This window comes from Desulfonatronovibrio magnus, from assembly GCF_000934755.1.
GTDB classification, from domain to species: domain Bacteria; phylum Desulfobacterota; class Desulfovibrionia; order Desulfovibrionales; family Desulfonatronovibrionaceae; genus Desulfonatronovibrio; species Desulfonatronovibrio magnus.
The window spans coordinates 1-24,185 of sequence record NZ_JYNP01000051.1 but is presented as its reverse complement, the minus strand read 5'-3'; the positions used below and the strand labels follow the sequence as shown (position 1 = coordinate 24,185).

The 24,185-nt window shown below is 44.6% G+C and carries 18 protein-coding genes and 1 tRNA gene; 12 read left to right on the top strand and 7 right to left on the bottom strand.

Translation table 11 applies throughout. The features are described 5' to 3' along the window. Positions 1-29: 29 nt before the first annotated feature. The gene (locus LZ23_RS06890) at positions 30-368 is read left to right on the top strand and encodes a rhodanese-like domain-containing protein (RefSeq protein WP_198145927.1); all 339 of its coding nucleotides are present in this window, start codon (positions 30-32) and stop codon (positions 366-368) included. 12 nt (positions 369-380) lie between these two features. Here LZ23_RS06890 and LZ23_RS06885 read toward each other — a convergent pair whose 3' ends face one another. The 3 genes from LZ23_RS06885 to groES all read right to left on the bottom strand — a co-directional run bounded on the left by LZ23_RS06885 (position 381) and on the right by groES (position 5,371). Beyond that, entirely contained in the window at positions 381-2,996 is a 2,616-nt protein-coding gene (locus tag LZ23_RS06885) for a cobyric acid synthase (RefSeq protein ID WP_045212734.1), read from the bottom strand. A gap of 407 nt (positions 2,997-3,403) precedes the next feature. Beyond that, complete coding sequence (gene groL, locus LZ23_RS06880) at positions 3,404-5,050, bottom strand: chaperonin GroEL (protein WP_045212732.1); 1,647 nt, start codon at positions 5,048-5,050, stop codon at positions 3,404-3,406. Between the two features lie 33 nt (positions 5,051-5,083). Next, a complete protein-coding gene (gene groES / locus LZ23_RS06875; protein WP_045212731.1) occupies positions 5,084-5,371 on the bottom strand; it encodes a co-chaperone GroES in 288 nt (95 codons plus the stop codon). Between the two features lie 458 nt (positions 5,372-5,829). On the opposite strand from groES, the gene serS reads away from it, so the two are divergent. Next, positions 5,830-7,104, top strand: coding sequence for a serine--tRNA ligase (gene serS / locus LZ23_RS06865; RefSeq protein WP_045212760.1), 1,275 nt, complete (start codon positions 5,830-5,832; stop codon positions 7,102-7,104). A 145-nt stretch (positions 7,105-7,249) separates the two neighbouring features. Here the strand turns inward: serS and LZ23_RS06860 are convergent, their stop codons facing one another. Then, positions 7,250-9,094 carry a protein-disulfide reductase DsbD family protein gene (locus LZ23_RS06860; RefSeq protein ID WP_045212728.1) on the bottom strand — a complete coding sequence of 615 codons (1,845 nt, stop codon included), beginning with the start codon at positions 9,092-9,094 and terminating at the stop codon, positions 7,250-7,252. 78 nt (positions 9,095-9,172) lie between these two features. Between LZ23_RS06860 and LZ23_RS06855 the strand changes: the two genes are divergently transcribed. The 3 genes from LZ23_RS06855 (at position 9,173) to LZ23_RS06845 (ending at position 11,860) form a co-directional block, all read left to right on the top strand. Continuing rightward, positions 9,173-9,248 (top strand) — tRNA-Lys (locus tag LZ23_RS06855). Positions 9,249-9,455: 207 nt separating this feature from the next. Beyond that, positions 9,456-10,757: a nucleotide sugar dehydrogenase gene (locus LZ23_RS06850; RefSeq protein ID WP_045212726.1), complete on the top strand. Its 1,302-nt coding sequence runs from the start codon at positions 9,456-9,458 to the stop codon at positions 10,755-10,757. Between the two features lie 53 nt (positions 10,758-10,810). Next, positions 10,811-11,860, top strand: a complete 1,050-nt coding sequence (locus LZ23_RS06845) for an NAD-dependent epimerase (RefSeq protein WP_045212725.1) — start codon at positions 10,811-10,813, stop codon at positions 11,858-11,860. Here LZ23_RS06845 and LZ23_RS22400 read toward each other — a convergent pair whose 3' ends face one another. From LZ23_RS22400 to LZ23_RS06830, 3 genes are all read right to left on the bottom strand, one after another. After that, positions 11,861-14,188, bottom strand: a complete 2,328-nt coding sequence (locus tag LZ23_RS22400; RefSeq protein WP_084590925.1) for a response regulator — start codon at positions 14,186-14,188, stop codon at positions 11,861-11,863. Next, positions 14,167-14,799 carry a histidine phosphatase family protein gene (locus LZ23_RS06835; protein WP_045212723.1) on the bottom strand — a complete coding sequence of 211 codons (633 nt, stop codon included), beginning with the start codon at positions 14,797-14,799 and terminating at the stop codon, positions 14,167-14,169. The genes LZ23_RS22400 and LZ23_RS06835 overlap by 22 nt, the downstream gene beginning before the upstream one ends. A 109-nt stretch (positions 14,800-14,908) precedes the next feature. After that, positions 14,909-15,583 carry a Crp/Fnr family transcriptional regulator gene (locus tag LZ23_RS06830; RefSeq protein ID WP_045212722.1) on the bottom strand — a complete coding sequence of 225 codons (675 nt, stop codon included), beginning with the start codon at positions 15,581-15,583 and terminating at the stop codon, positions 14,909-14,911. Positions 15,584-15,699: 116 nt separating this feature from the next. Here LZ23_RS06830 and hcp point away from each other — a divergent pair, with 116 nt between their 5' ends. From hcp to LZ23_RS06790, 7 genes are all read left to right on the top strand, one after another. Continuing rightward, positions 15,700-17,397: a hydroxylamine reductase gene (hcp, locus tag LZ23_RS06825; protein ID WP_045212720.1), complete on the top strand. Its 1,698-nt coding sequence runs from the start codon at positions 15,700-15,702 to the stop codon at positions 17,395-17,397. A gap of 111 nt (positions 17,398-17,508) precedes the next feature. Beyond that, complete coding sequence (locus LZ23_RS06820) at positions 17,509-18,324, top strand: transposase (RefSeq protein WP_045212718.1); 816 nt, start codon at positions 17,509-17,511, stop codon at positions 18,322-18,324. A 168-nt stretch (positions 18,325-18,492) separates the two neighbouring features. Beyond that, complete coding sequence (locus LZ23_RS06815; RefSeq protein ID WP_045212717.1) at positions 18,493-18,954, top strand: cytochrome c3 family protein; 462 nt, start codon at positions 18,493-18,495, stop codon at positions 18,952-18,954. Continuing rightward, positions 18,947-20,485: an ammonia-forming cytochrome c nitrite reductase subunit c552 gene (locus LZ23_RS06810; RefSeq protein ID WP_045212716.1), complete on the top strand. Its 1,539-nt coding sequence runs from the start codon at positions 18,947-18,949 to the stop codon at positions 20,483-20,485. The genes LZ23_RS06815 and LZ23_RS06810 overlap by 8 nt, the downstream gene beginning before the upstream one ends. 940 nt (positions 20,486-21,425) lie before the next feature. Then, entirely contained in the window at positions 21,426-22,613 is a 1,188-nt protein-coding gene (locus LZ23_RS06800) for a sensor histidine kinase (protein WP_052507167.1), read from the top strand. 782 nt (positions 22,614-23,395) lie between these two features. Next, positions 23,396-23,614 carry an AAA family ATPase gene (locus LZ23_RS24950; RefSeq protein WP_045212712.1) on the top strand — a complete coding sequence of 73 codons (219 nt, stop codon included), beginning with the start codon at positions 23,396-23,398 and terminating at the stop codon, positions 23,612-23,614. Between the two features lie 57 nt (positions 23,615-23,671). Beyond that, on the top strand, positions 23,672-24,185 hold a 514-nt coding region (locus LZ23_RS06790), incomplete at its 3' end, for an AAA family ATPase (RefSeq protein ID WP_045212710.1).

Below are 24,185 nucleotides of genomic sequence, written 5' to 3'. Positions count from 1 at the left end.
CTATTTCACTATTAATCTTATGCTTAACATTGCTTTCAGTTGCAGCCTGCGCTGATGAGTCTGGTTTTTTTATTAATCAGCATGAGTTAAATAAAATCCAGAAAAAGCATGATGATCTGATAATTCTTGATGTCAGAGAGCCTCACGAAAGATCCGGTCCTCTCGGAAAGATTGAGGGATCATTAAATATACCACTTTCACAGCTTAATCTTCTTGTTCAGAATCCCGGCCTTGATAAAAATCGTCATATAGTCATCCTCTGCAGGACTCAAAATCGCAGCCAGGCTGCATATCATTATCTTAAGGATAACGGATATACCAATCTTTATGTGCTCATGGGGGGGATGAGTGAGTACAAGAATGAGTGACTATGAAAAGCTTCATCTAATCTTCAATAGTCTGTAAATCTCTCTCATATCTATATTTTCTCTAACAACTTCTGCCAGCCGATTCAGGCTGAGATCAATATCATACACACTTTGAACCTGAACCAGAGTCGTTAGCCCTTTTCTTGTTCTGATTTTATCAATCCATTGCCTTCTGAACTGATCAGCATCAAATATTCCATGCAGGTATGTACCTGAAATGTGCAGCACTGGGTGCGCAACCCCAAGCAAATAGTCATCCTCAGCTGTTATTGGCTGAAGGACTGAACCGGTAACTCTGGTTCGGCCATGATGAATTTCGTATCCGGTCAGGTCTGCTTGTTCACCTGAACTCCATATCCATTTGGCGTGAACCTGTCGCAAAGTTTTTTCTAACATCATCCCGGTCTTAATGGGCAGCAGGCCAAGTCCAGGGGTTTCAATATTACTTGACTCAAGACCATGGTAGTCTGTTATGGAAAGTCCTAGCATCTGCAGGCCGGCGCATATTCCAAAAACCTCCTTGTCAGGCTGTTTTGAGAAGGCTTTTATGAAATTGGCCAGGCCGGAGATTTTGAGTTGATTAAAATCGCTGGGAACATTCTTGCTGCCAGGAAGAAGCAATACATCCAAATCTTCAGGGATATCACTTAAGGTTCTGATAATGGTAATATTAACATCTGGTTCACAATACAGAGGATCAAAATCAGTGAAGTTGGAAATATGGGGCAGATCTAATATGCCAATATGAACAGAGTCAGGGCGCAGTGCAGTTTTATTAGACTGGTGGTTTTTAAAGGTCACGGAATCCTCTTCAGGAAGTGTCAGATTGTAAACATAGGGAATCACGCCAAGGCATGGTTTCGCAGTAGCTATGGTTGTGTAATCAATGGCACTTTGCAGAAGATTTTTCTGACCTCTAAACTTGTTTATTATCAAACCTGAAACCATCTCTTTTTCCCATGGTTCAAGCATTTGAATGGTTCCTGCAAAAGATGCAAAAACGCCACCACGGTCAATATCGCCTGTAAGAAGCACTTTAGATTCGGCAAAGCCAGCCATGTTCATGTTAACCAGATCATGGCTTTTCAGGTTTATTTCTGCAGGACTGCCTGCCCCTTCAAGGATGATGACCTCAAATTCTGCCGCAAATTCGTCATAGATGGACTTGATTTTTTCAAAAAGTTCTTTCTTGTACGTGATGTACTGGTCTACATTCATGTTTCCAGCCGGTTTGCCCATGACAATAACCTGTGAACCTGTGTCGGAGTTGGGTTTGAGCAAAACAGGATTCATGCGGGCATCAGGATCAAGGCCGCATGCACGTGCCTGAACAACCTGGGCCCTCCCCATCTCATGCCCTGCACGGGTAACGAATGAGTTTAAAGACATATTCTGCGACTTGAAAGGGGCAACCTTTACCCCATCCTGATAAAGTATTCGGCAAAGCGCGGCACAGATCAGGCTTTTTCCTGCTCCGGATGAGGTGCCTTGAATCATAATAGACGGTGTTTTGGATCTGTCTCTTCTTATGAAGTAACTATCATTGCGAAATATCAGGCTTAGTGACTGGACGAGCTTGTTTTGATCTTCTTCAGATTTGACTGCCAGACGAAAAAATGATGCATCAAGTCCATCAAAGTCCTCACAAGACCTGATCAAAATTTTATTTTTCAGCAGTTTTGATTTGAGTTCACTGGCACATAGCTGAGAATCAGTAAGTCGACACAAAATAAAGTTGGCCTGAGGATGGAAGGTAGCAAGTTGTGGGAAGGATTGCAGTTTGCGTAAAAGTGATTTTCTGGCAGAATTCACGCGCAATATATTTTTGTTTATAAATGCATCATCTTCAAGACATGCCTTGCCTGCAGCCTGGGCAAAGACATTAACAGACCATCCGGAAATAAGAGCGGCAAGTCCGGATATTATGTCAGGAGGCCCCATGGCGAGTCCCAGCCGTAAGCCCGGGATGGAGAAGAATTTGGTTAATGAGTAAATAATTACCACGTTAGGCAGATTAAGATGAATCAAACTGTCTGTGTCAGGAACAAAGTTCAGAAAGGATTCGTCAATTATCAGGTATGAGTCTGGATGCTCGCTTGCAAGACGCATGAGCATATTGACGTCAGGCATATGGCTGGTGGGATTATTTGGTCTTCCAATAAATATTAGTGACGGCACGCTCAAAGATGATTTGATTTCATCAAGGCCGGGAAAGATGCTCTCGGGTGTATTAGATGCAAAAACCAGTTTGTGATGTACTTCAAACCGTTGCGCGGCTTCTCTGTATCCATTGTAGGCAGGGCAGGGAATTACTACCTGTTGCACATCAAGCAGCGAAGGCAGTAAATCAATAATCTCTGTTGCACCATTGGAGGCACAGACATTTTGCGGAGGTATTTTAAATCTTCTGGCCGCTGAATTGATCAATTCAGTGCTGAAAGGATCAGGGTAGCTTGAAATGTTCCATAGGCTGGAAGCTATGGCAGGATATACGCTGTCCGGTGGGCCAAAAGGGTTTATGCTGGAAGAAAAATCAGTGATTTCTTTTGGATCACAGCCCAGGATCTTTGCAGCACTGTAAATCTCTCCACCATGTGACCTGATTAACTTTTTAGTGCAAAGTGACATTATGAACCCATCCTGAATGAAGGCTTACCAATGATGCGCACATTATATATATTGCTCCCGGGATTTACAAGCTCCTTACCCCGGGGGTCCGGGACCTAACCTGTTAGTAATTTGAAATAGCCTTAGCACGAGATTACTTCGCTTCGCTCGCAACAAGGATTGCCCCGCTCGAAGACTCGCTCGCAATGACACCTGAGCTGTCAGGGATGTACTTGCTGAAAACCTGTCACCCACGAGGGAGCTTGAGAGACCGAAGCAATCTGTTTGGTAAAACCGTAATGATCTGAATTTATTACTAATTTGGTTTTAGTTACTTAGAAGCTTTTACAAAATATAAGTGAAGTTGAAAAGAAAAAAGGCCGGACTTGGTCCGGCCTTTTGACAATATATATAAAAAACGGGGGATGTTAGTACATACCGCCCATTCCTCCCATTCCGCCCATTCCACCAGGCATTGGAGGTGCATCCTTCTTGTCATCTGGCTTTTCAGCGATGGCAGCCTCTGTGGTCATAAGGAGGGCAGCCACTGAAGATGCGTTTTGAAGGGCAATGCGGCTGACCTTCTTAGGATCGATCACACCTGCAGCGATGAGGTCTTCATATTCACCAGTTGCAGCGTTAAAGCCTTCACCGTCCTTGCTGGTCTTAACTTTTTCAATAATCAAAGCACCTTCAAAACCAGCGTTCATGCAGATTTGACGCAATGGAGCAACAATGGCCTTGCGTACAATCTCAACGCCTGCATTTTCATCGTCATCAGCCGGCTTTACCTTGTCTAACACAGGTAGAGTTCTGATAAATGCAACACCTCCACCAGGGACAATGCCTTCTTCAACAGCAGCGCGGGTTGCATTGAGCGCATCTTCTACACGAGCCTTTTTCTCTTTCATTTCTGTTTCAGTTGCAGCGCCGACATTAATTACTGCGACTCCGCCAACAATTTTGGCCAGTCTTTCCTGTAATTTTTCACGATCGTAGTCTGAAGAGGTTTCATCAATTTCAGCCCTGATCTGCTTAACTCTGGCCTTAATGTCGTCACCTTTACCTGCGCCGTCAACTATAGTTGTGTTTTCCTTGTCAATCACAACTCGCTTGGCGCTTCCAAGATCATTAGCAGTGATATTTTCCAGTTTGATACCAAGATCTTCGGAAACTACCTGGCCGCCAGTGAGAATGGCTATGTCCTGGAGCATGGCTTTGCGTCTTTCACCAAATCCAGGAGCCTTGACTGCTGTTACCTGCAGAGTGCCGCGAAGTTTATTCACGACCAGAGTTGCCAGTGCCTCGCCTTCAATGTCTTCAGCAATTATGACCAGTGGCTTACTCATTTTAGCAACCTGCTCAAGGACAGGGAGCAGATCCTTCATAGCGGATATTTTCTTTTCACAAAGAAGAATCAGTGGCTCATCCATTTCGCAAACCATCTTTTCGGCATCAGTCACAAAGTAGGGTGAGAGATAACCACGGTCAAACTGCATACCTTCAACTACATCAAGTGTAGTTTCCAGACCCTTGGCTTCTTCTACGGTGATTACGCCTTCCTTGCCTACCTTGTTCATGGCCTCGGCAATAATGTTGCCGATTGTTGCATCATTATTGGCTGAAATAGTACCAACCTGAGCAATTTCCTTCTGATCTCTGGTAGGCTTGGCGATTTTGTCCAGTTCCTCTACAACTGCCTCAACAGCCTTTTCCACGCCGCGTTTAATGGCCATGGGGTTTCTTCCTGCAGCCACGAGTTTTACACCTTCATTAAATATGGCCTGTGCAAGAACTGTTGCTGTGGTTGTTCCATCACCAGCTACGTCACTAGTCTTGGATGCAACTTCCTTAACCATTTGTGCGCCCATGTTTTCAAACTTGTCATCAAGCTCGATTTCCTTGGCAACTGTAACACCATCCTTGGTGATGGTGGGGGAACCAAAAGATTTTTCTATAACTACGTTTCTGCCTTTGGGTCCGAGTGTGACCTTAACAGCTTCTGCAAGTTTATCTAAACCTTTCTGCAATTTCTCGCGTGCTTTTACATCAAACAATATCTGCTTGGCAGCCATGTTATATCCTCCTTAAAATGATTACAAAAAAAATTACTCAATGATGGCCAGAATGTCGTCTTCACGCATTACCAGGTGCTCAACACCATCTATCTTGACTTCTGTACCAGCGTACTTGTTGAAAAGCACGTTGTCTCCTGCTTTTACCGACATGGGAACTGCTTTGCCATCATCAGATGTTTTGCCAGGTCCTGCTGCCACTACTTCACCCTTAATGGGTTTTTCCTTGGCTGTGTCAGGGATGATGATTCCACCTTTGGTGACTTCCTCTTCCTCGAGTCGTTTGACCAGAACCCGGTCGTGCAACGGCTTCAAATTCATAATTAATACCTCCGTAAAAGATTTTTATTTGATTTTTTTGAGATCAATCAAAAGCAGTGAGACTTATAAACATACTGTTAGCACTCGTCAAGGGTGAGTGCTAACATTTTTTAAAAAAAAATTGTAAGAGTATGTGCTGTCAGTAAAAAATGCTGATTTTTAGTAACTTACCACCATAGTTTTGGGTTAACCTCAGCCTTACTTAATAAAGAATTATTGGCCATAGACAGTAAGCCAGACTTAAAAGGCAGACACAGGATATGTTTTCGCGGACATCCTTCCAGTGAAAAGCTGTCTGTACCTGCAATGCAAATCTCTGCCTCACCGCAAGGCGATGGCATCCTTTTCTTTGACAAAATGAATATTTTTGGGCAGGAAAATCAGGTCCCATGGCTGATGTTCAAAGCGCCTCACATAGCTGTTTTAATATTTCACTTAGCGTCATAGCCGGAGAAAAAATGCTGGATATAAAATTTATTCGTAAAAATCCTGAAATTGTTGCCCAAAGTCTCAAAAAACGCAAATCAGACTTAGATATAGAATATTTCCTGAATCTGGATGTTGAGCGAAGAAAAATAATTCAACAGACAGAAGAGCTTAAAATGCAGCGCAACAAGGCCTCCGCAGCAGTGGCTCAGGCCCGAAAAAACGGTGAGGATGCGAAAGAGCTGATGTCGGGACTCGGAGATCTTTCTTTTAGAATTAAGGACCTGGATGCTCAGCTCAAAGATATAGACAGTAAAGTTCAGGACTGGGTAATGTCTGTTCCCAACCTCGTACACGATGATGTGCCTGAAGGTGTTGATGATGAAGATAATATTGAGGTACACCAGTGGGGACAGGCCCCGAGTTTTTCCTTTACGCCGAAAGAGCACTGGCAGATAGGAACCGAGCTTAAAGGCCTGGACTTTGAGACTGCTGCCAAGGTGACTGGGTCCAGGTTTGTATTTTACTTCGGCTGGGCAGCCAGGATGGAAAGGGCTCTTATCAATCTTATGCTTGATGTGCAGACTTCAGAGCATGGCTATTTGGAAACAATACCTCCCATGATTGTTAACAGCCAGAGCCTCACAGGTACCAGTCAGTTACCCAAGTTCAAGTCTGATCTTTTCAAACTGGAAAACTGGGATTACTATCTGATTCCCACTGCAGAAGTTCCGCTGACCAACATCTACCAAAATGCAGTTATTCAGGAAGGTGATCTACCTAAGGGCTTTGTGGCGTACACTGGATGCTTCAGATCTGAAGCAGGCTCTCATGGCCGGGACACCAAAGGCATTATCAGGCAGCATCAGTTTAACAAGGTTGAGCTGGTCTGGTTCGCGCATCCTGATAAATCTTATGATCAACTGGAAATCCTGCTCGGTCATGCAGAAAAAATCTTGCAGCTTCTCGGACTGCATTACAGGGTGGTTACGCTGTGCACCGGAGATCTGGGTTTCGGTTCAGCTAAAACCTATGATATTGAGGTCTGGCTGCCAGGCCAGGGAAAATACAGGGAAATATCATCTTGTTCAAATTTTGAAGACTTTCAGGCACGCAGGGCAGATATCAAATTCAAGCCGGCCCAGGAGAAAAAGGCGCGCTTTGTACATACTTTGAATGGGTCAGGGCTGGCAGTAGGCCGGACAATGGTGGCTATCCTGGAAAATTTTCAGCAGGAAGACGGAAGTATTATAATTCCTGATGTGTTGAGGCCGTATATGGGTGGGCAGTCAATTATTGAACCTTAGATTAGCGGCTTACTTACTGAAATTATGTAACCTCTTGTATAATTTCACGCTGGCAGAATTTCAGGAATACATCACTGCGGGTTGTGTGCACAACGCTGCTGACACAGGGAACCCTAAGTCTTTCCTTTCCGCATTTAACTATTTTTCATTTAAATTCCTGGTCCAGGGCTTTGGCCAGTTGATTGCGAGTAAAAAGATCGCGCAGAATCAGAGGACTTTCGGGATTGTCTTTACTGAATAATGCAACGAGTGGAATACTCATGCTGTCCAACGACTTTAGAAGATTTTCTCCGGCAGGATTCTGGTAAGTCAGATCAACCCTTAAAAAAAGCATGTCAAACTCTTCACCTATTCGTTCAAGATGGGCAGGAGTCAAAACTGTTTTTTCCAGGAATTTGCAGTTAGGGCACCAGTCCGCAGTGAATTCCACAAGAAAGTTCTTTTGTCCGAGAACCTGTTCAAACCGGTCCTGACTGAAAGAAATCCATACTGCAGGGTAGTAGGCTCTTGGTTTAAAAAGTACAAAAGCCCCCAAGAGAACCAGTGTAACTGCAACACCTCGAATACCAATTCTTTTCAGAGTGCTTTGACTGTAATTGGTCCATTTGCCCCAGATCCATGCTCCCACTCCGATAATCCAGAACAGAATAAGGGTCTCCATGATGAGGCTTTCAGGCAGAAGTGTAATCAGATAAATACAGGTTGCCAGCAGTAAAAAACCCAGACCTTTTTCAAGATACAGTGTCCAGTTGCCAGGCCGGGGCAGGAAGCGCACCATAAAGGGAAAAAAGGACAGCACAATATACGGGGCAGCCATGCCCAGCCCAACGCACAAAAGTACAATGGCAATAGTTGCTGGCGACTGGGTAAGAGCCCACGCCAGAACACCTCCAAGGAATGGACCGCTGCATGGTGTTGCCAGCAGGGTAGCCAGCATGCCGGTGGACAGTGCTTCAAGATTGGGGTTTTTGTTTCTGGTCTGGGTTTTGGACTTAAGGTCAATCATGGGCAGATCATACAGATCAAAAAGGCTCAGACTCAGACCAAATACTGCGGCGCTCAATATGACAATGGCTATGGGGCTTTGAAATATCTGACCCCATGCCATTCCGGTTATGGAAATGACAATGGCCAGAATGCTGAAAAACAGAAGCATGCCCAGAGCGAAAAAAAGGTTGTGTTTGCGAAAGGCATTTTTGTGCTGCAAAATGTTGCTTCCATGATTATCCGGGATCATTCCTCTCAGCTTAAGGCTGATGACCGGCAAAACACATGGCATGAAGTTGAGAATCAGACCCGCCAGGATTGCCAGAAGAGCGGCCTTAAAGATACTGCGTACTTCAAGTCCTGGAGTAAAAGATCTTACCTGGAAGTTGTATTCCCTGACCTCCTGATCTGTAGAATCCTGGTTCATAATGGCAGTCCAGTAAACATCGGTACCCTGGGGTACTGCACTTGTCCAGCTGGGCCACCACTCGGTGTTGTTAATATTGTTCAGGTCTTGCCGGGTCAGTTTGCGCAAATCATATTCAAACTGCTGGTTGACTGGCCAGCAATTTCTATCCGAGCATAGTAAAAAAGATGCCCTGCCCGACACTGTCTGGCTCAAATCAATATCATTGGGAATGGCAATAAAAACAGGAACATCTCCAACATATACAGAGGCCATCTGGTCTGGTTCAAAAGGATCGGGTTGAATAACTCCGGGCGGGTAGTAAATGTTAAGCTCATCAGCGAGGTGGCCGTCTATGGATAAACGGGTAGGGTAACCAGTGGGACCTGGATCAAAGGAGTAGGTATAAATTCCTGGTTCAGGATGGATTTTGAAAACCAGCAGCCCCTGATACTCCGGGTACTTATCCTCAGGCAGATAATAGGCCTGCAGGGAAGTATCTGCAGGAGGTCCGGTCCGGGCGTTTCCACTTCCTGCAATTAAAAAAACTACAATCCCTGCAACAAGTGTAAGTAAAATTCTCAGTTTGGTGTTCATTTAAGTAAAAGTTTCACTTGACAGTTGGTATGAAGTGGAATTAGAAATTTCGTTTCATTGACTGCAGATACACAAAGTGGGCCACTAGCTCAATTGGCAGAGCAGCGGACTCTTAATCCGGAGGTTCAAGGTTCGATTCCTTGGTGGCCCACCAAATATTTCAAGGAGTTACTGAATAAATTCAGTAACTCTTTTTTTTGGGGATATGAGACTCGAGAGCTTGTAGCCAAGTTCATTTTTTGAATAGCTTTTTTTCGTGATAAAAGATAGTCTTTCTTCGTCGTTTTTTTAAAATTGGTGTAACTGTTCACCATGTTGCGGGGTGAACCTGCATTTTCCTTCAGCAATTGAAAGGTTTCAAATGAAAACTTCATTACTTGACAAACTCAACACGCGTCAGGCCCTTATCGGAGTAGTGGGTCTGGGATATGTTGGGCTGCCCTTGGTACTGCGTTATTTAGAGGTAGGTTATCGGGTCCTTGGTCTGGATGTTGACCAGGCCAAAGTTGACCAGCTCATGCTTGGCAAAAGTTATATCAAACATATCCCTTCAGAACCCCTCAAAACTTACGTAAACTCAGGCAAACTCCAGTGCAGTACCGACTTTTCTCAAGCTGAGCAAGCTGACGCTCTGATCCTCTGTGTGCCAACTCCTTTGGATAAGCACCGTGAACCTGACCTGTCATATGTGATCTCGTCTTTAGAAGAGATATTGCCTCACCTGCGGCCCGGCCAGATTATTTCCTTAGAGTCCACGACTTATCCCGGCACAACAGATGAAGAATTGAAACCACGCATTGAAAAGGCTGGGTATTCAGTTGGTCAGAACATTTTCCTCGTATATTCTCCTGAACGTGAAGACCCGGGAAATCCTGACTTCAACACTCGCACCATCCCCAAAGTTTGCGGCGGAGTTACTCCGGACTGCATGGAAGCAGGCCTTGCCCTTTACGGACAAGTTATAGATAAAGTCGTTCCTGTTTCATCTACTCAGGCTGCAGAAGCAGTAAAACTCATGGAAAATATATTCAGAAGTGTAAACATTGCTTTAGTCAATGAGCTTAAAACTGCATTTATGAAGATGGATATTGACATCTTCGAAGTGGTCAGGGCTGCATCCACCAAGCCTTTTGGTTTTATGCCTTTTTATCCGGGGCCCGGGCTTGGGGGGCACTGCATTCCCATTGATCCATTCTACCTGACCTGGAAGGCCAGGGAGTACGACGTAGCCACCAGATTTATTGAGCTTGCAGGGGAGATCAATACATCCATGCCCTATTTTGTGGTACAGCGTGCTACAGAAGTACTCAATGATTTTGAAAAGCCTTTGAAAAACTCCAAGGTGCTCTTGCTTGGACTGGCTTACAAGGCTGAGGTGGATGATGACCGTGAGTCTCCGACATATCGAATTATGGAACTTCTGGAGCACAAAGGAGCGCAGGTTTATTATAATGACCCGTTTGTTCCTGTCATAAGGCCGTCAAGGGAATACGCTCATTATGCAGGCAGGAAGTCAAGCCCATGGGAAGGAGACTATGATCTGATTATTTTGTGCACGGCACACCAGGCTTATAAAGACATCAACCCTCATGCACTGAGCGCTCCGGTCCTTGATACCAGGGGATTTTTCTCGGATATACCTGACAGGATATTTCGGGCATAGCAATGCTCTCCCTGAGCATGGTCACTGACAACCTGTAACTAATAAATGGCACTATGAAAATACTAATCACCGGCACAGCCGGATTTATTGGATTCCATCTCGCCCTTGCCCTTGCAAAGCGCGGGGATGAAGTTGTGGGCGTTGACAATATCAATGACTATTATGATGTGGGGGTTAAGTATGGCCGTCTTGAACATTCAGGCTTTTCCGGACCCTATGAATACAACAGGCTTCTTACCTCCGGCAAGTATCCCAACCTTAAATTCGTTAAGCTCAATCTTGAGGACCGCGATAATCTGGAGCAGCTCTTTAAGAAGCAGCAGTTTGACCGGGTATGCAATCTCGCTGCTCAGGCAGGAGTAAGATACAGCCTGACCAACCCCCATGCGTATGTGGATTCCAATGTGGTTGGTTATGTGAACCTTCTGGAATGCTGCAGACACAATAATCTGGAACATTTTGTATTTGCCAGCAGCTCCAGTGTATACGGGCTTAATGAAGTCCAGCCCTTTTCCACCCATGATAATGTGGATCATCCCATCAGCCTGTACGCAGCTACCAAAAAAAGCAACGAGTTAATGGCTCATACCTATGCCCATCTTTATGGTCTGCCCTGCACCGGGCTCAGATTTTTCACAGTCTACGGACCCTGGGGGCGTCCGGACATGGCTCTATTTTTGTTCACCCAGGCCATTCTCCATGACAAGCCAATGAATGTTTTTAATAACGGTGATATGCAAAGGGATTTTACATATATAGACGATATAGTTGAAGGAGTAATCCGGGTAATAGACCGTATACCTGAGGGCAATCAGGCCTGGGACGGCAAAAAACCCGACCCTTGTACCTCTAAGGCTCCCTACAAGCTATATAACATTGGTAATAACAATCCAGTTCAGCTCATGGACTTTATCAAAACCCTGGAAAAGGTTCTTGGTAAAAAAGCCAAAATCAATTTCATGCCTCTGCAACCAGGGGATGTGCCGAGTACTTATGCTGATGTAGAAGACTTGATTCAGGATCTGGGTTATAAGCCGGACACCAGTGTTGAAGATGGGATAAGTAAATTTGTTGAATGGTACAGGGATTTTTTTGGAGAATAGCTAATTATTGCCCTGCTTGCAATCATTGCTGCCAAGCTTTTCATTCAGTAAATTCATCAAAATGTGAAGTTCCTTCTTCAATTCCTGCTCCAGGGTCAAGACCTGGTCCGGATCGTCTGCTGTACAGGCCATTTCCAGGTCAAGTGCTACCTTTTGAAGTCTTGATGCTGAAATATTGGCAGCAGTACCTTTGATATTATGAGCGATACGGGCTACTGATTCGATGTTCTTTTCACACATGGCTGCAGACAATTGTGCAGCACGTTCAGGCAGCTCTTTGCCGGCGATGCCAAGTATTTCAGCAAACAATTCGCAGTCATTACCCACCCTGTCCATGAATCCCGACTCATCCAGAATAGCAGAGGTATCAATGCCCTGTGCCGGGTATAGATTTTGGCTCTGTCCCTCTGCAGGTTCAGCCTGTGGAGCTTCTTTTTCATGTGGTGCTGTCAAGGTTAAATGCTTGTCTATTGTCTTGCGCAAAAGATCAGGATTGATGGGTTTGGTCAGGTAGTCATCCATGCCGGCCTGCAGGCATTTTTCCCGGTCTCCAGCCATGGCATAAGCGGTCATGGCAATGATGGGAGTGTTTTGTGCCGCTTTTCCGGCCTGGCCCTGGCGGATTTTTTGCGAAGCCTCAAAGCCGTCCATTTCAGGCATCTGACAGTCCATGAGGATCAGATCAAAATTTCTCAAGCTTAGAATGTTCAAAGCCTCAAGACCATTCCCCGCGAATTCAAGATTGTTAATACCCATCTTTTTGAGTACAGCTGTGGCTACCTGCTGATTGGTATGATTGTCCTCCACCATGAGTATTCTGATTTTCAGACTGTTATAATCTGTATACTGCTGAGCATTGGTTTTCGTTTCAGAGCTCTGCTCAAGTTCCTGGACACAGCTTTGATCGCCAACTGTAAACCGGGCAGTAAACCAGAAAACAGATCTCTGATGTTCAACGCTTTCAAAACCCGTAGATCCACCCATTAACTCAGCAAGTTGCTTTGAAATAACCAGGCCCAGACCTGTTCCTCCAAATTTTCTTGATGATGATCCGTCTGCCTGTGAAAAGGGTGAGAACAGCCTGTCCTGCATATGAGCTGGTATTCCTATCCCGGTGTCACTGACTCTGAACATAAGCGTGAGATGTTTGTCGTGCATGTTTTCAGGGGATACCTGGATGGATACACTGCCCTTTTCAGTGAACTTGATGGCATTGCCAGCCAGGTTGATTAATATCTGTTTTAATCTGTCAGGGTCACCATGTATCACTTTGGGTACCTGAGGAGCTATTTCGTATCCGAAAGTCAGATTTTTTTCTTCAGCCTTAAAACACAGGATGGCCACAACTTCATCTAAAAGGAGTCCAAGATGGAACTGTCTTGTTTCCAGATTCATTTTCCGGGCTTCAATCTTGGAGAAGTCCAAAATATCATTGACTATGTGCATGAGGCTTTCGCCGCTGGATTGTATGGTTCGGGCATATTTGCCCTGTTCCCTGTTCAAAGGAGTGTCTAACAGCAGACCGGTCATGCCGATAATCCCATTGAGTGGGGTTCTGATTTCATGGCTCATATTGGCCAGGAATTCTCCTTTGGCTTTACTGGCTTCCCTGGTCTTTTCCACAAGATCAAGCAGGCTTCTGGTCATGGATCTGGCCATAAAGCCCGCAATAGCGGTCACCACTATCAGACCCAGAATGCTGGACCATAAAGATCGATAATAAACATTGTTGATAAGCTCTGCTCCATGGGTGATGGAGTTTCTCGTGGACTCAGAGAGCAGGGATGATACCCTGAGGGCATGGTAGGAGTATTGAATATAATGATCCTGCGCATCAATAATGTGCCTTTGCGCTACATCAGGATCTATGGCTATGATGTCAGTGGCCATGATCACAAAGGAGCGATAGCTTGCAAACTCATCAAGCATCATTTCAACTTCACTGGCATAAATCATGTCAAGAGACACTATGGAGTCAGCCAGACTGCTCACTCTGTCACTAAGTACAGCCATTTTATCAACAACCCGCGAGTGTATCCGATAAAGCTGCAGCATGGATTTTTCACCTGCCAGTGCAGCATCCAGCGCATCACTTATGATGTTATGATGTTGATCAATGCTTTCATTGATTTCATTGGCTTCAACAATGATGTCTAACTGACTGATATTTTGTTTCAGGCTTGAATCTGACTGCTGTTTAAGAGTATACAGTGAAGCTACAGTAACGGTTACGCCCAGTAAAGCCATGAGCGCAACCGGAAACAGAAACTTCAGAATTTGAGTCAGATATGATTTGGCAGCAGGTTTCATGGTATAAACTGACCCCATTCATGAGGTAATATGCTGGCCATGTATTCAAATTCGCCCTGGCCCAACGGTTTAAAGATTACAACTGTTCCTTCGACTTCAGGAAAGTAATCCATCAAGTCTGCCAGGTTTGGGGCATGGGCTACGAGTATTCTGTTCATACCCGGCTCTTCAACAGGCTTTGATACCAGTTCTCTGGTTTTCTCCACTATTGGTATTTTTTCTTCACTGGTCAGATGAGCTGTATACATAAGGTTTTCTTCCACCACAATGTTGTCCCCGAATGCCAGTCGTGCAGATTCTTTTGCCCTGCATAAAGGACTGCTTACAACATCTTTAACAGGTATGCCGGAGTCTATTATAGCCTGTCCCACCTGAATGATCTCCTGTCTGCCTTCATCAGTGAGGGGACGCTGTGTAGAGCAGTCATCAAGATCCATGGGGACCTGATCCGGCTGAGATGAGTCTGTTCTGCCATGGCGCATGTAAAGCACAAAACCTCCCTGGCGCAGTTCATCGATTAGTTCAGGCCATGCTGGAATTTCATAAAATTCGTGATTCTCATCCATTGCCACAGCCGGGCAAAAAACGCAAAGGGACAAAACCCAGAAAAAAATTGCAAACTCTTTCATGGTTAATACCCATCCTTCAAGTAACTACAATTTTATGTCAATTATTTCAGAAGGCTGATGTCACACAACCCACTGAAAGCCAGTGGCACTCAACATGATGATAACTCAATCAAAGTTTGACAGACCCTTCTGCCAGATTATTAAGATTGTTAATGTCGAGAATGCCTACCTTGCTTCCCTTAATGGTAATCATTTTCTCTTCTTTCATCTTGCGAATCACTCTGGACAGGGTCTCCGGAATAGTCCCCAGTAGCGCGGCCAATTGAGTTTTGTTTACATCGAGCTGAAATTCGTCTTTACCTGTATCTTCACGCAGCAAAAGCAGGTGCGCAGCCAGCCTGGCCGGAACTTCCTTGAGACTCAATTCCTCGACTTTAGCCACCATTTGCCTGAGACGCATGGACATAAGGCCCAGCAGATTCATGCTCAGATCAGGATTTTCGGCCAGCAAAGCACGAAATCTGTTTCTGGGAAAAAATATTAAGCTGCTGTCCTCAAGAGCCAGGGCATTGGCTGGAAAGTTCATGCCGGCAAAGACCGCAACTTCTGCAAATATCTCTCCAGGTCCGAAAATGTGCAAAATATGCTCTTTTCCAAAAGGTGAGCTTTTGTATATTTTTACTTTGCCCTCACTGATTCCGTAAAAGCCATTTCCAGGATCGTTTTCCATAAAGATGGTCTTTCCTGATGAATATTTTCTCGTCTGTGAAATTTTTTCCAGACTTTTAATATGCTCCTGAGGAAGGGAGGAAAAAATTTGGAATATTTGCAGTTTTTTTTTCATTTTTTGAATCCTTTTGACTTAGGTCAATGTGTTATAGCAATAAAGATGTAGGTTAGCAATCAGAACGAACAGGGGAACGTAGTAATTTGAACTTAAACCATACAAGGAGAATAATTATGTTTTGTTATCAGTGCGAACAGACAGCTAAGGGCGAGGGATGTACAAAGGTTGGCGTATGTGGAAAACAGTCTGATACTGCTGAACTTCAGGATCTTCTGATTTTTGCTCTTAAGGGGCTTTCAGAGGTTGCAATGGCTGGAAGGGAAAAAAATGTAGCAGACCAAAAAGTAGGTCGGTTTATTTCTGAAGCCATGTTTTCAACTCTGACCAATGTAAATTTTGATTCTGAAAGAATCGCAGGGCTGGTTAGAGATACTGTCAAACTACGTGATGAACTCAGATCCCAGGTGTCAGATGCAGGGGGATCTGTTCCCAATTCTGAAGCTGCCTCCTTTACACCCGAGGTTAGCTTAGAGGGTATGGTAGCTCAGGGAGAAAAGCATGGGGTCATGGTGGAAAAGGATCCCAATGAAGATATTCATTCACTGAAAGAAACTGTAATTTATGGTATCAAGGGGATCTGCGCCTATGCCGATCATGCTGCTATACTTGGTCAGGAAGATGATGCGGTTTATGAATATGTAGAGAGAGCCCTTGCTTCAACTTTGCGCCAGGACCTGAGCCTTGAACAATGGATTGAACTGGCCATGGAATGCGGAAGAAACAACATTCGGGTTATGGAGCTTCTGGATGCCGGAAATACTGAAACCTATGGACACCCTGAACCAACAAAAGTGCCTCTTGGAGCTAAAAAAGGCAAGGCAATCCTGGTTTCAGGTCATGACCTCAAGGATCTGGAAATGCTTCTTAAGCAGACCGAGGGTAAGGGTGTTAATATTTACACTCATGGAGAGATGCTTCCTTGTCACGGTTATCCTGAGTTCAAAAAATATTCCCATTTTCATGGGCATTACGGCACAGCCTGGCAAAATCAGCATAAGGAATTTGATGCTTTTCCAGGCCCCATTCTCATGACTACCAATTGTATTCAGAAGCCCCGTGACTCTTACAAGGACAGAATCTTTACTACAGGACTTGTGGGTTGGCCAGGAGTTACACATGCCAATGGTGATAAGGGAAGCTTGTCTCTGCTGGAGCGCATCAAGGCCGCCGCAGGAATGGCTGGCAAAGGAGAAAAAGATAAAGACTTCAGCCCGGTAATCAATAAGGCCCTGAACATGGACGGCTTTGCAGATGATGAAGACAAAGGACATGTTATGGTGGGTTTTGGACGAAATGCAGTTATGTCTATAGCAGGAACGGTCATTGAGGCTGTCAAAGGCGGCAACCTTAAGCATTTCTTTCTGGTTGCAGGATGTGACGGAGCCAAACCGGGGCGCAACTACTACACTGAGTTTGTGGAGAAGGTTCCACAGGATTGCGTGGTTTTGACTCTGGCTTGCGGCAAGTTCAGGTTTTTTGATAAGGATCTGGGTGATATTGGGGGGATTCCCAGGCTTCTTGATGTTGGTCAGTGCAATGACGCATATTCCGCAGTTAAGATTGCCATGGCTCTCGCTGATGCTTTTGAGTGCGGTGTCAATGACCTGCCTTTGTCTATGATTCTGTCCTGGTATGAACAGAAAGCAGTGGCGATTCTTCTTTCACTGCTGGCTCTTGGAATCAAAGATATCCGGCTTGGACCATCATTGCCTGCCTTCCTGAGCGGTAATGTGCTGAATTATCTTGTTGAAAATTATGACATTAAACCCATTTCCACCCCTGATGAAGATCTTAAGGCCATACTTGGCTAAGGAGTGATTAAGTTTGAGTATTGGTAACGATTCACCCCATTAATTATGCTACCAGCTATGGATTCCCCAGCCTGACTGGGGAATCCATACTATTCTGACAATTGGACAAAGATGGATAATACATCATTACATGAATTTTGCTGGGAAGACGGATATATCTTTTGCCCCAGGTGCAGCAACAAAAATATATATATGCTCAAGGGTGATAGATACAGGTGTTCTCTTTGCAAGTACACATTTCATGACTTTTCCGGTCGCTGGTTGAATTATTGTTCTCTTGATCATAACTCATGGGAAGAAATTATCAAATATTATATAAGTGGCTGGTCAGCAGCCAGTATTGCCCGCAGTTTAAACCTCAGTTATAATCTTGCCCATAAATCCCTCAAAGTTATTCGTTCAAGCCTTTTGATCAGAGACGAAACTTTTATTCCCCTCCTGGAAAATCCACTAAAGATCAGAACGTATTGCAGCATGGCCGAGGGTGATGCCAGGTTCAAGCACTGCCTGGGAGAGAATGCCCCTGTATTTTCTGTCAGGTACGCAGGCACTGGAGTTAAGGTAGGGTATGTACCCAGCCTGAATGTTAAAGAAGTGCTATTCATGCAGACCAGAAAAAGATTTTGCAGATCCATGTTTGTCTGCGACTATCCTGGTGAAAATGGGTATCTTCTTTTTTCCTGTTGCGCATATCTTAGAAAAAAGACACGGTGTGATAACTTTCTGGATCACAGACGTAGCCTTGAGGCTGAATCATCTTTTTGGACCATGTGTTTTGAAATGCTGGACAGGTACCACAAATTCTCACCTGAAAGTTTTCCATTATATCTTAAAGAATTTGAAGCCCGCTATGAACATGGTTTGTCTTCATTAAAAGCCTTAATATCTAAATCTATCTGTTCCTTTGTGCCAGATTTAAAGCATTAAAATTATGTTTGACTGTCCATAGCTCTGAAGTGATATATATTTATAAAATAAAAGGGTCATGCCATAATGCCACATACAAATGGCTATAATTTTACATAACTTTGAACTCTTGAGCACGCTCATAGCCGAAGAATAGTCTTCGGAGCAAAGATAAAAGGAGGTGGATGTATGAAGAAACAGGAAGGGATATCCCTTGTGGCGGTACTGGCCATACTGCTTGTGGGTATAGCCCTTACAGCCGGAGCCGGATTCACCATGAAGGCGACGGATCAGGCCGAATTTTGCGGCAGTTGTCATCTCATGTACGAGGCAGTGCGTACCCATCAGCAGTCAGTGCACTCCCAGCTGGACTGCAATGAATGTCATACGCCGGACCCGTTCATGCCCAAAATGACCTTTAAGACTTACGCAGGTATGAAAGACATGTATAAAAATACTTTTGGTACTGTATATGATGTCATTCATGCTTCAGAAAGGACAAAGGAAGTGGTCAATGACAATTGTACCAGGTGTCATACCATGACCACGCTTAATGTTGAAACCGTCAAGCCTAATTGTACTGATTGCCACCGACAGGTTCCTCACTTAAGAAGTCTGCCCATATCTCAAAGGAGGGTTGCTGATGAGTAAGACATACTTTGCAATAGTTTTCATGTTTTTTGCTTTTTATCTTGTGGCGGGCTGTACAGAGATACCGGATCCTGTAACCCCATCATATGAAACAACTCTGGACGCAAGCGAAGACCGAAACAGTGCTTTTGAGCCATTTTTTCCCATTCATTACCAGACATATCTTCAAAATGAAGATGACAGTCAGATGACTGAATATGGTGGTTCTGTTCCTCATGAAAAGCATTTGTGCGGTGATTTGCCAAGGGCTTATAAATATTGCCAGCCCTACTTGAAAAACCTGTGGCTCGGTTACCCTTTCAGCTTTGAATACAACCGGGCAAGAGGCCATACTTATGCTGTACATGATGTCCTGGATATTGACAGAATCAACAGATACAGTGAGCAGGCAGGCCTGCCTTCTACATGCTGGAACTGCAAAAGCAACAAGGTCCCTGGCTATGTTGAAAAATATGGCGATGACTTCTGGGCCATGGAGTTTCATCAGTTTCGCGAAGAACATGACATGGATGACCATACCATTGGCTGTAATATCTGCCATGAGCCGGAAACAATGGATTTGCGGATAACCAGCGTGCCTTTAAGAGATGCATTTGAAAAGATTGGAATTGACTTGGATAATGCCACCCGAAATGAAATGCGCTCCTATGTCTGTGCTCAGTGCCATGTTGAATACTATTTTCAGGATCCCAAATTTGGGGCAGCAGCCAAGCCTGTATTCCCATGGACACAAGGCTATAACCCACCAGAAACATATGAGTATTATAAGAGCTTTGGCTCTACCACGAGAGAAGGCTTTGAAGGCTGGTTTATAGACTGGACTCATCCTGTTTCTGACACGCCCATGATCAAGGCCCAGCACCCTGAGTTTGAAATGTGGCAGGACGGTACTCACGGTGCTGCCGGAGTATCCTGTGCTGACTGTCATATGCCCTATGTCCGTCTGGATGGTAAGAAAAAGATCTCTTCTCACCGATGGACTTCTCCCCTGAAACACATTGAGCAGTCCTGCCTGCAATGCCATTCTGACAAGCAGCCTGACTATCTCAAGGAAAGAGTAATATATAGCCAGGAACGGACCTGGGAACAGCTTATGATTGCCCAGGAACTGTCAGTCAAGGCTCATGAGGCTGTTCGTCTGGCTTCTGAATACCGGGGTTTCAAAAGAGCTGACTTTGATGAGCTGATGATTCAGGCCAGGGAAAGAATCAGGAAGGGTCAGTGGTATTGGGACTGGGTTTCTGCTGAAAACAGTGCTGGTTTCCACAATCCATCCAAGGCCATAGATACTCTGGCCAGTTCTCAGCAGTACAGCCAGCAGGCAGTCAATCTGGCCATGAAGGCAACCAACTACGGCATTGCCCCTGATCTGGAGGGCGATATCTATGAAGTTGTTCCTCCCATAGAAGAACACAGCCGCAAACTGCAGATGAGTCAGGAGCATCTGGATACTCACCAATGGTTCCAATATCTGCCTAAGTTTGAAGAAGCAGATCTGGTCTGGGACCTGAATAAAAGAGTAAGTAACTGATTTTTTTACAGACATTAACATAAATCCCGGCTGGCCATCAGGCTGGCCGGGATTTTTTATTACATGTTTTTTCAGCGGGAGCATGACGCGTTTCTGAAAACTGAAAAAATTGATGTGTTTGTCACAGCTTTTTTGGGGTTAAAAGCTGTTTATCATGCATTGGCACCGGGACTGTCCCTGGCTTCGGGACTGTCCCCTGTCTGGTTGTCAGAAACGCGTAATGCTCCCTGTTCAGCAGGTAAAAGGATCCTGTTGCCGGTATGGACCCAAGTAGTGTCCAAAAATATGTTTTTGGATATAAGTCAATTACTACTGTGCTTGTTGTTGGCTATGAAAAACTCATCTTATTTGTCACAGTCGATTGGTAACAATTCAATAATTGTTTCAGTTTAGCCCTTACAAGTAACTATAATTATTTTGATAATAAATTCAGAAAGTTACAGCTATCAAATTTTTACGATTTTTGCTTTGATTGATGCACATTTGCCAGAAAAGTTCCGTCAAAGATGAGAGCTTTGCGCCTGGCACAGCTTCCTGCCCGGAGGCTTACAGCCCGGAGGGGGACTGTCCCTCGCTGTGTAAATTTTATCATTTAAGCAAATTTCTTCCAGGAACCAATGCAGCATCAATCTTTTTTAAAGTACCTCGCGGGGACTGTCCCAATTTCCAAATATGGGACTGTTCTTCAAGGTGGAGGCGGCTTCCAGCCGCCTGGAATTAAATAGCCTGCAGGATGCAGGCTCCACTTTAAAGACAGTTACTCGCAGGTTCGGTCCCGGGCCGCCCGGGGGAGGAGCTTCTAAGTTAAACTGGGGGCTGGAACCACGCCCCTTTTTTGATGTATAAAGCTGACTTAACAAAACAAGGACTGGGAAATCCAGTCTCCGTGCCACGTGCAAGTGGCTAAACTGTTACAATAATATTAAAGTTGCAGGTTGATATGAGTACACAGGATTTTAATTACAAAGATCCCTTTGATGTAAGAGAACCAGAAGAACAGATTTTCACTCTTGAAAAATACTCTCAGGAAGAGGTGCTGGCCCAGAGACAGAGCATTGAGGCCATCCCATTGCTCAAGTTTTTTATGGATAATATTCCTCAGATTATTCTGATTCTCAATGATAGAAGGCAGATGGTATTTGGCAACAAAGCCCTGACTGTAGCAACAGGCTTTTCTGATCTAAATGCTGTTATGGGAATGCGCACAGGAGATATACTGGGTTGTGTTCATGCTATTAGAAGTAAGGAAGGCTGCGGCAGTACGCAGTTCTGCAACCATTGCGGATCTTATAAGGTTCTCCTGGGCAGCATGGCCGGGGGTGCCAGGAGTGAAGAATGCCGGTTTATCAGGGACGCACGAGGAGAAAACGAGGCTGTTGATCTGAGGGTCAGCTCAGCTGTATTTGAGCATCATGGACATAAATATTTCTTTTTTCACATAACCGACATAAGTTTAGAAAAGCGCAAGAAGGCTCTGGAAAGAATTTTTTTCCACGACATATTAAACGCAGTCGGAGGCGTAAAAGGAGTCCTGGAAATAACCTCAGAAACAGCTGAAGGAGAAGATAAAGAACTGCTGGAACTGGCTTTACAGCAGGCTGTATCAGTGGTGGAGGAAATCAAGGCTCAAAAATCATTAAGCGCAGCAGAAGCGCATGAGCTCAAGGCAAAATTTGAACGGATTAACTCTGAAGATATCTTAAGAAACGTATCTTCAGCATACTCAGGGCATCCTGTGGGTCAGGACAAGAAAATTTTAATTGCCCCCGAAGCTGACAAGGTATTTTTTTACTCAGATCCTGTTCAGTTGTCCAGAGTGCTGGGAAATATGGTTAAAAATGCACTTGAAGCGTCTAATGCCGGGGACAGGATTGAGATAGGTCTGAATCGAAAAAATGGTAAAGTAGTTTTCTGGGTGAAAAACAGTCAGATAATCACAGAAGATGTGCAGTTACAGATATTTAAACGTTCGTTTTCAACAAAAGGCAGTGACAGGGGTTTGGGAACACACAGCATCAAGCTCCTGGGTGAAGAATACCTCAAGGGCAAGACCTGGTTTGTGTCTGACAAAGAACATGGGACAGTGTTTTACTTGGAGCTTCCCATTGATACCGATGAATTGAGTTAAAAGACTGAAACTGTACACCATACTGTCAGCCTCTGTCCAATTTGGTTTTCTTTTGTTGCAAACTCCCGGCGTGAGCCCTTAAGCCATAATCATTATGTTTTCCAGTAGCCGGGAGATGGTGTTTCAGCCATGATTCCGGCTAACGGGCTCAAGGCCGGTCAAACAAGCAACAATGCGAAAAACCAAACAGGACAGAGGCTTTATATCCTATGAAAGAACTGTGCTGAACAGTTACTCATATTTTTTATAAAACAACTCAACAATCAAGCCGGAATATATATGCCCTGGGGTTTGTAAATAGTCTCCATCCGGAAAGTCTTTCTTTCCGGATGAAAACTAAATATTTACAGAATTTCCACAGACTATCAGCACTATAGCTGGTTTAACTGTAAAAATTATTTGCTGATCTACAAATATTAAAAAAGGGGTATCTATTCACCACATTTGCTATAAAATTATTAAAATACCTTGGATTCCGGCTTTCGCCGGAATGACGAAAAAGGCCAACTATTTGCTCTAACCGTCACCCCGGACTTGATCAGGGGTCCAGGTCTTCTTATTGATCTTGCTGAACAGTTACAAATATGATGTAAATCATGTTGATTAGTCCTTGACTCAGGTCAAGAGTAAGCAAGAGCAGTGATCAAGAGCATATGGTTTTTCCAAACAATAAAAGGTAATGAAAAACAGGCAGTTATGTTTTTCGAGAAACTGCGCACAACTATTGAAGAATAGCAATAGTACTACAAAACATCCCTGACAACGCCGCAGAAGGAGAAACGATGAAAAAACTGCCCATCTGGGTGAGTACCCTCCGAGAGATCATTGAAGAGGGACACACCTATGTGGACAAGACAAGGATTGTGCATCAGCTGGTTGAAAGAGGGAAATACTATTTTCTCTCAAGGCCCCACTTTTTCCGTGCAGGGTCGCGGAAAAAGCATAGTACCTTTTATGCTCTCCTCCATCCCGGCCTTGCAAACTCATGGTTTTGGACTTAAGCTATAAAAATCAGATATAGCAAAGACCTTGACCATCAATTATGAGGAGATTTTATCATGGAGCGCTTTTTCAACAATGCCGGGCCCACTGTTCCCAGGGATCACTATCATATTGATCCCTTGCACCGCTTGGACTGGGCAGAAATTAAACACCTCATTGACAGCAAGCGCTATTTTGTCCTGCATGCCCCGCGCCAGACCGGCAAGACAACCACACTGCTGGCCATGATGGAAGCCATCAATGAAGAGGGCCGCTACAGCTGCGCCTATGCCAATATCGAAGGAGCCCAGGCAGCGAGAGGGGATGTGACCCAAGGTATACCGGCTATTTGTAGTGTCATTGCTGGAGCCATTCGCCGAAAACTGCACATGCCGGAAGTATTTAACTGGTTAACTGAGCATGGCCAAAGACAGCCTGTCAACGACCTTGTGCATCAGACGCTTGAATACTGGAGCACCCTGTCTGACAAGCCCGTAGTTCTTTTTTTGGACGAAGTAGATGCCCTGGTAGGGGATACGCTCATATCTCTTTTGCGTCAGGTCCGCTCCGGCTATGCCCAACGCCCTGAGG

Excerpts from the sequence above, each read along its gene's own strand:
- LZ23_RS06885 (WP_045212734.1), bottom strand. The coding sequence starts at position 2,996 with ATGTCACTTTGCACTAAAAAGTTAATCAGGTCACATGGTGGAGAGATT.
- groL (WP_045212732.1), bottom strand. The coding sequence starts at position 5,050 with ATGGCTGCCAAGCAGATATTGTTTGATGTAAAAGCACGCGAGAAATTG.
- groES (WP_045212731.1), bottom strand. The coding sequence starts at position 5,371 with ATGAATTTGAAGCCGTTGCACGACCGGGTTCTGGTCAAACGACTCGAG.
- serS (WP_045212760.1), top strand. The coding sequence starts at position 5,830 with ATGCTGGATATAAAATTTATTCGTAAAAATCCTGAAATTGTTGCCCAA.
- LZ23_RS06860 (WP_045212728.1), bottom strand. The coding sequence starts at position 9,094 with ATGAACACCAAACTGAGAATTTTACTTACACTTGTTGCAGGGATTGTA.
- LZ23_RS06850 (WP_045212726.1), top strand. The coding sequence starts at position 9,456 with ATGAAAACTTCATTACTTGACAAACTCAACACGCGTCAGGCCCTTATC.
- LZ23_RS06845 (WP_045212725.1), top strand. The coding sequence starts at position 10,811 with ATGAAAATACTAATCACCGGCACAGCCGGATTTATTGGATTCCATCTC.
- LZ23_RS22400 (WP_084590925.1), bottom strand. The coding sequence starts at position 14,188 with ATGGGGTCAGTTTATACCATGAAACCTGCTGCCAAATCATATCTGACT.
- LZ23_RS06835 (WP_045212723.1), bottom strand. The coding sequence starts at position 14,799 with ATGAAAGAGTTTGCAATTTTTTTCTGGGTTTTGTCCCTTTGCGTTTTT.
- LZ23_RS06830 (WP_045212722.1), bottom strand. The coding sequence starts at position 15,583 with ATGAAAAAAAAACTGCAAATATTCCAAATTTTTTCCTCCCTTCCTCAG.
- hcp (WP_045212720.1), top strand. The coding sequence starts at position 15,700 with ATGTTTTGTTATCAGTGCGAACAGACAGCTAAGGGCGAGGGATGTACA.
- LZ23_RS06820 (WP_045212718.1), top strand. The coding sequence starts at position 17,509 with ATGGATAATACATCATTACATGAATTTTGCTGGGAAGACGGATATATC.
- LZ23_RS06815 (WP_045212717.1), top strand. The coding sequence starts at position 18,493 with ATGAAGAAACAGGAAGGGATATCCCTTGTGGCGGTACTGGCCATACTG.
- LZ23_RS06810 (WP_045212716.1), top strand. The coding sequence starts at position 18,947 with ATGAGTAAGACATACTTTGCAATAGTTTTCATGTTTTTTGCTTTTTAT.
- LZ23_RS06800 (WP_052507167.1), top strand. The coding sequence starts at position 21,426 with ATGAGTACACAGGATTTTAATTACAAAGATCCCTTTGATGTAAGAGAA.
- LZ23_RS24950 (WP_045212712.1), top strand. The coding sequence starts at position 23,396 with ATGAAAAAACTGCCCATCTGGGTGAGTACCCTCCGAGAGATCATTGAA.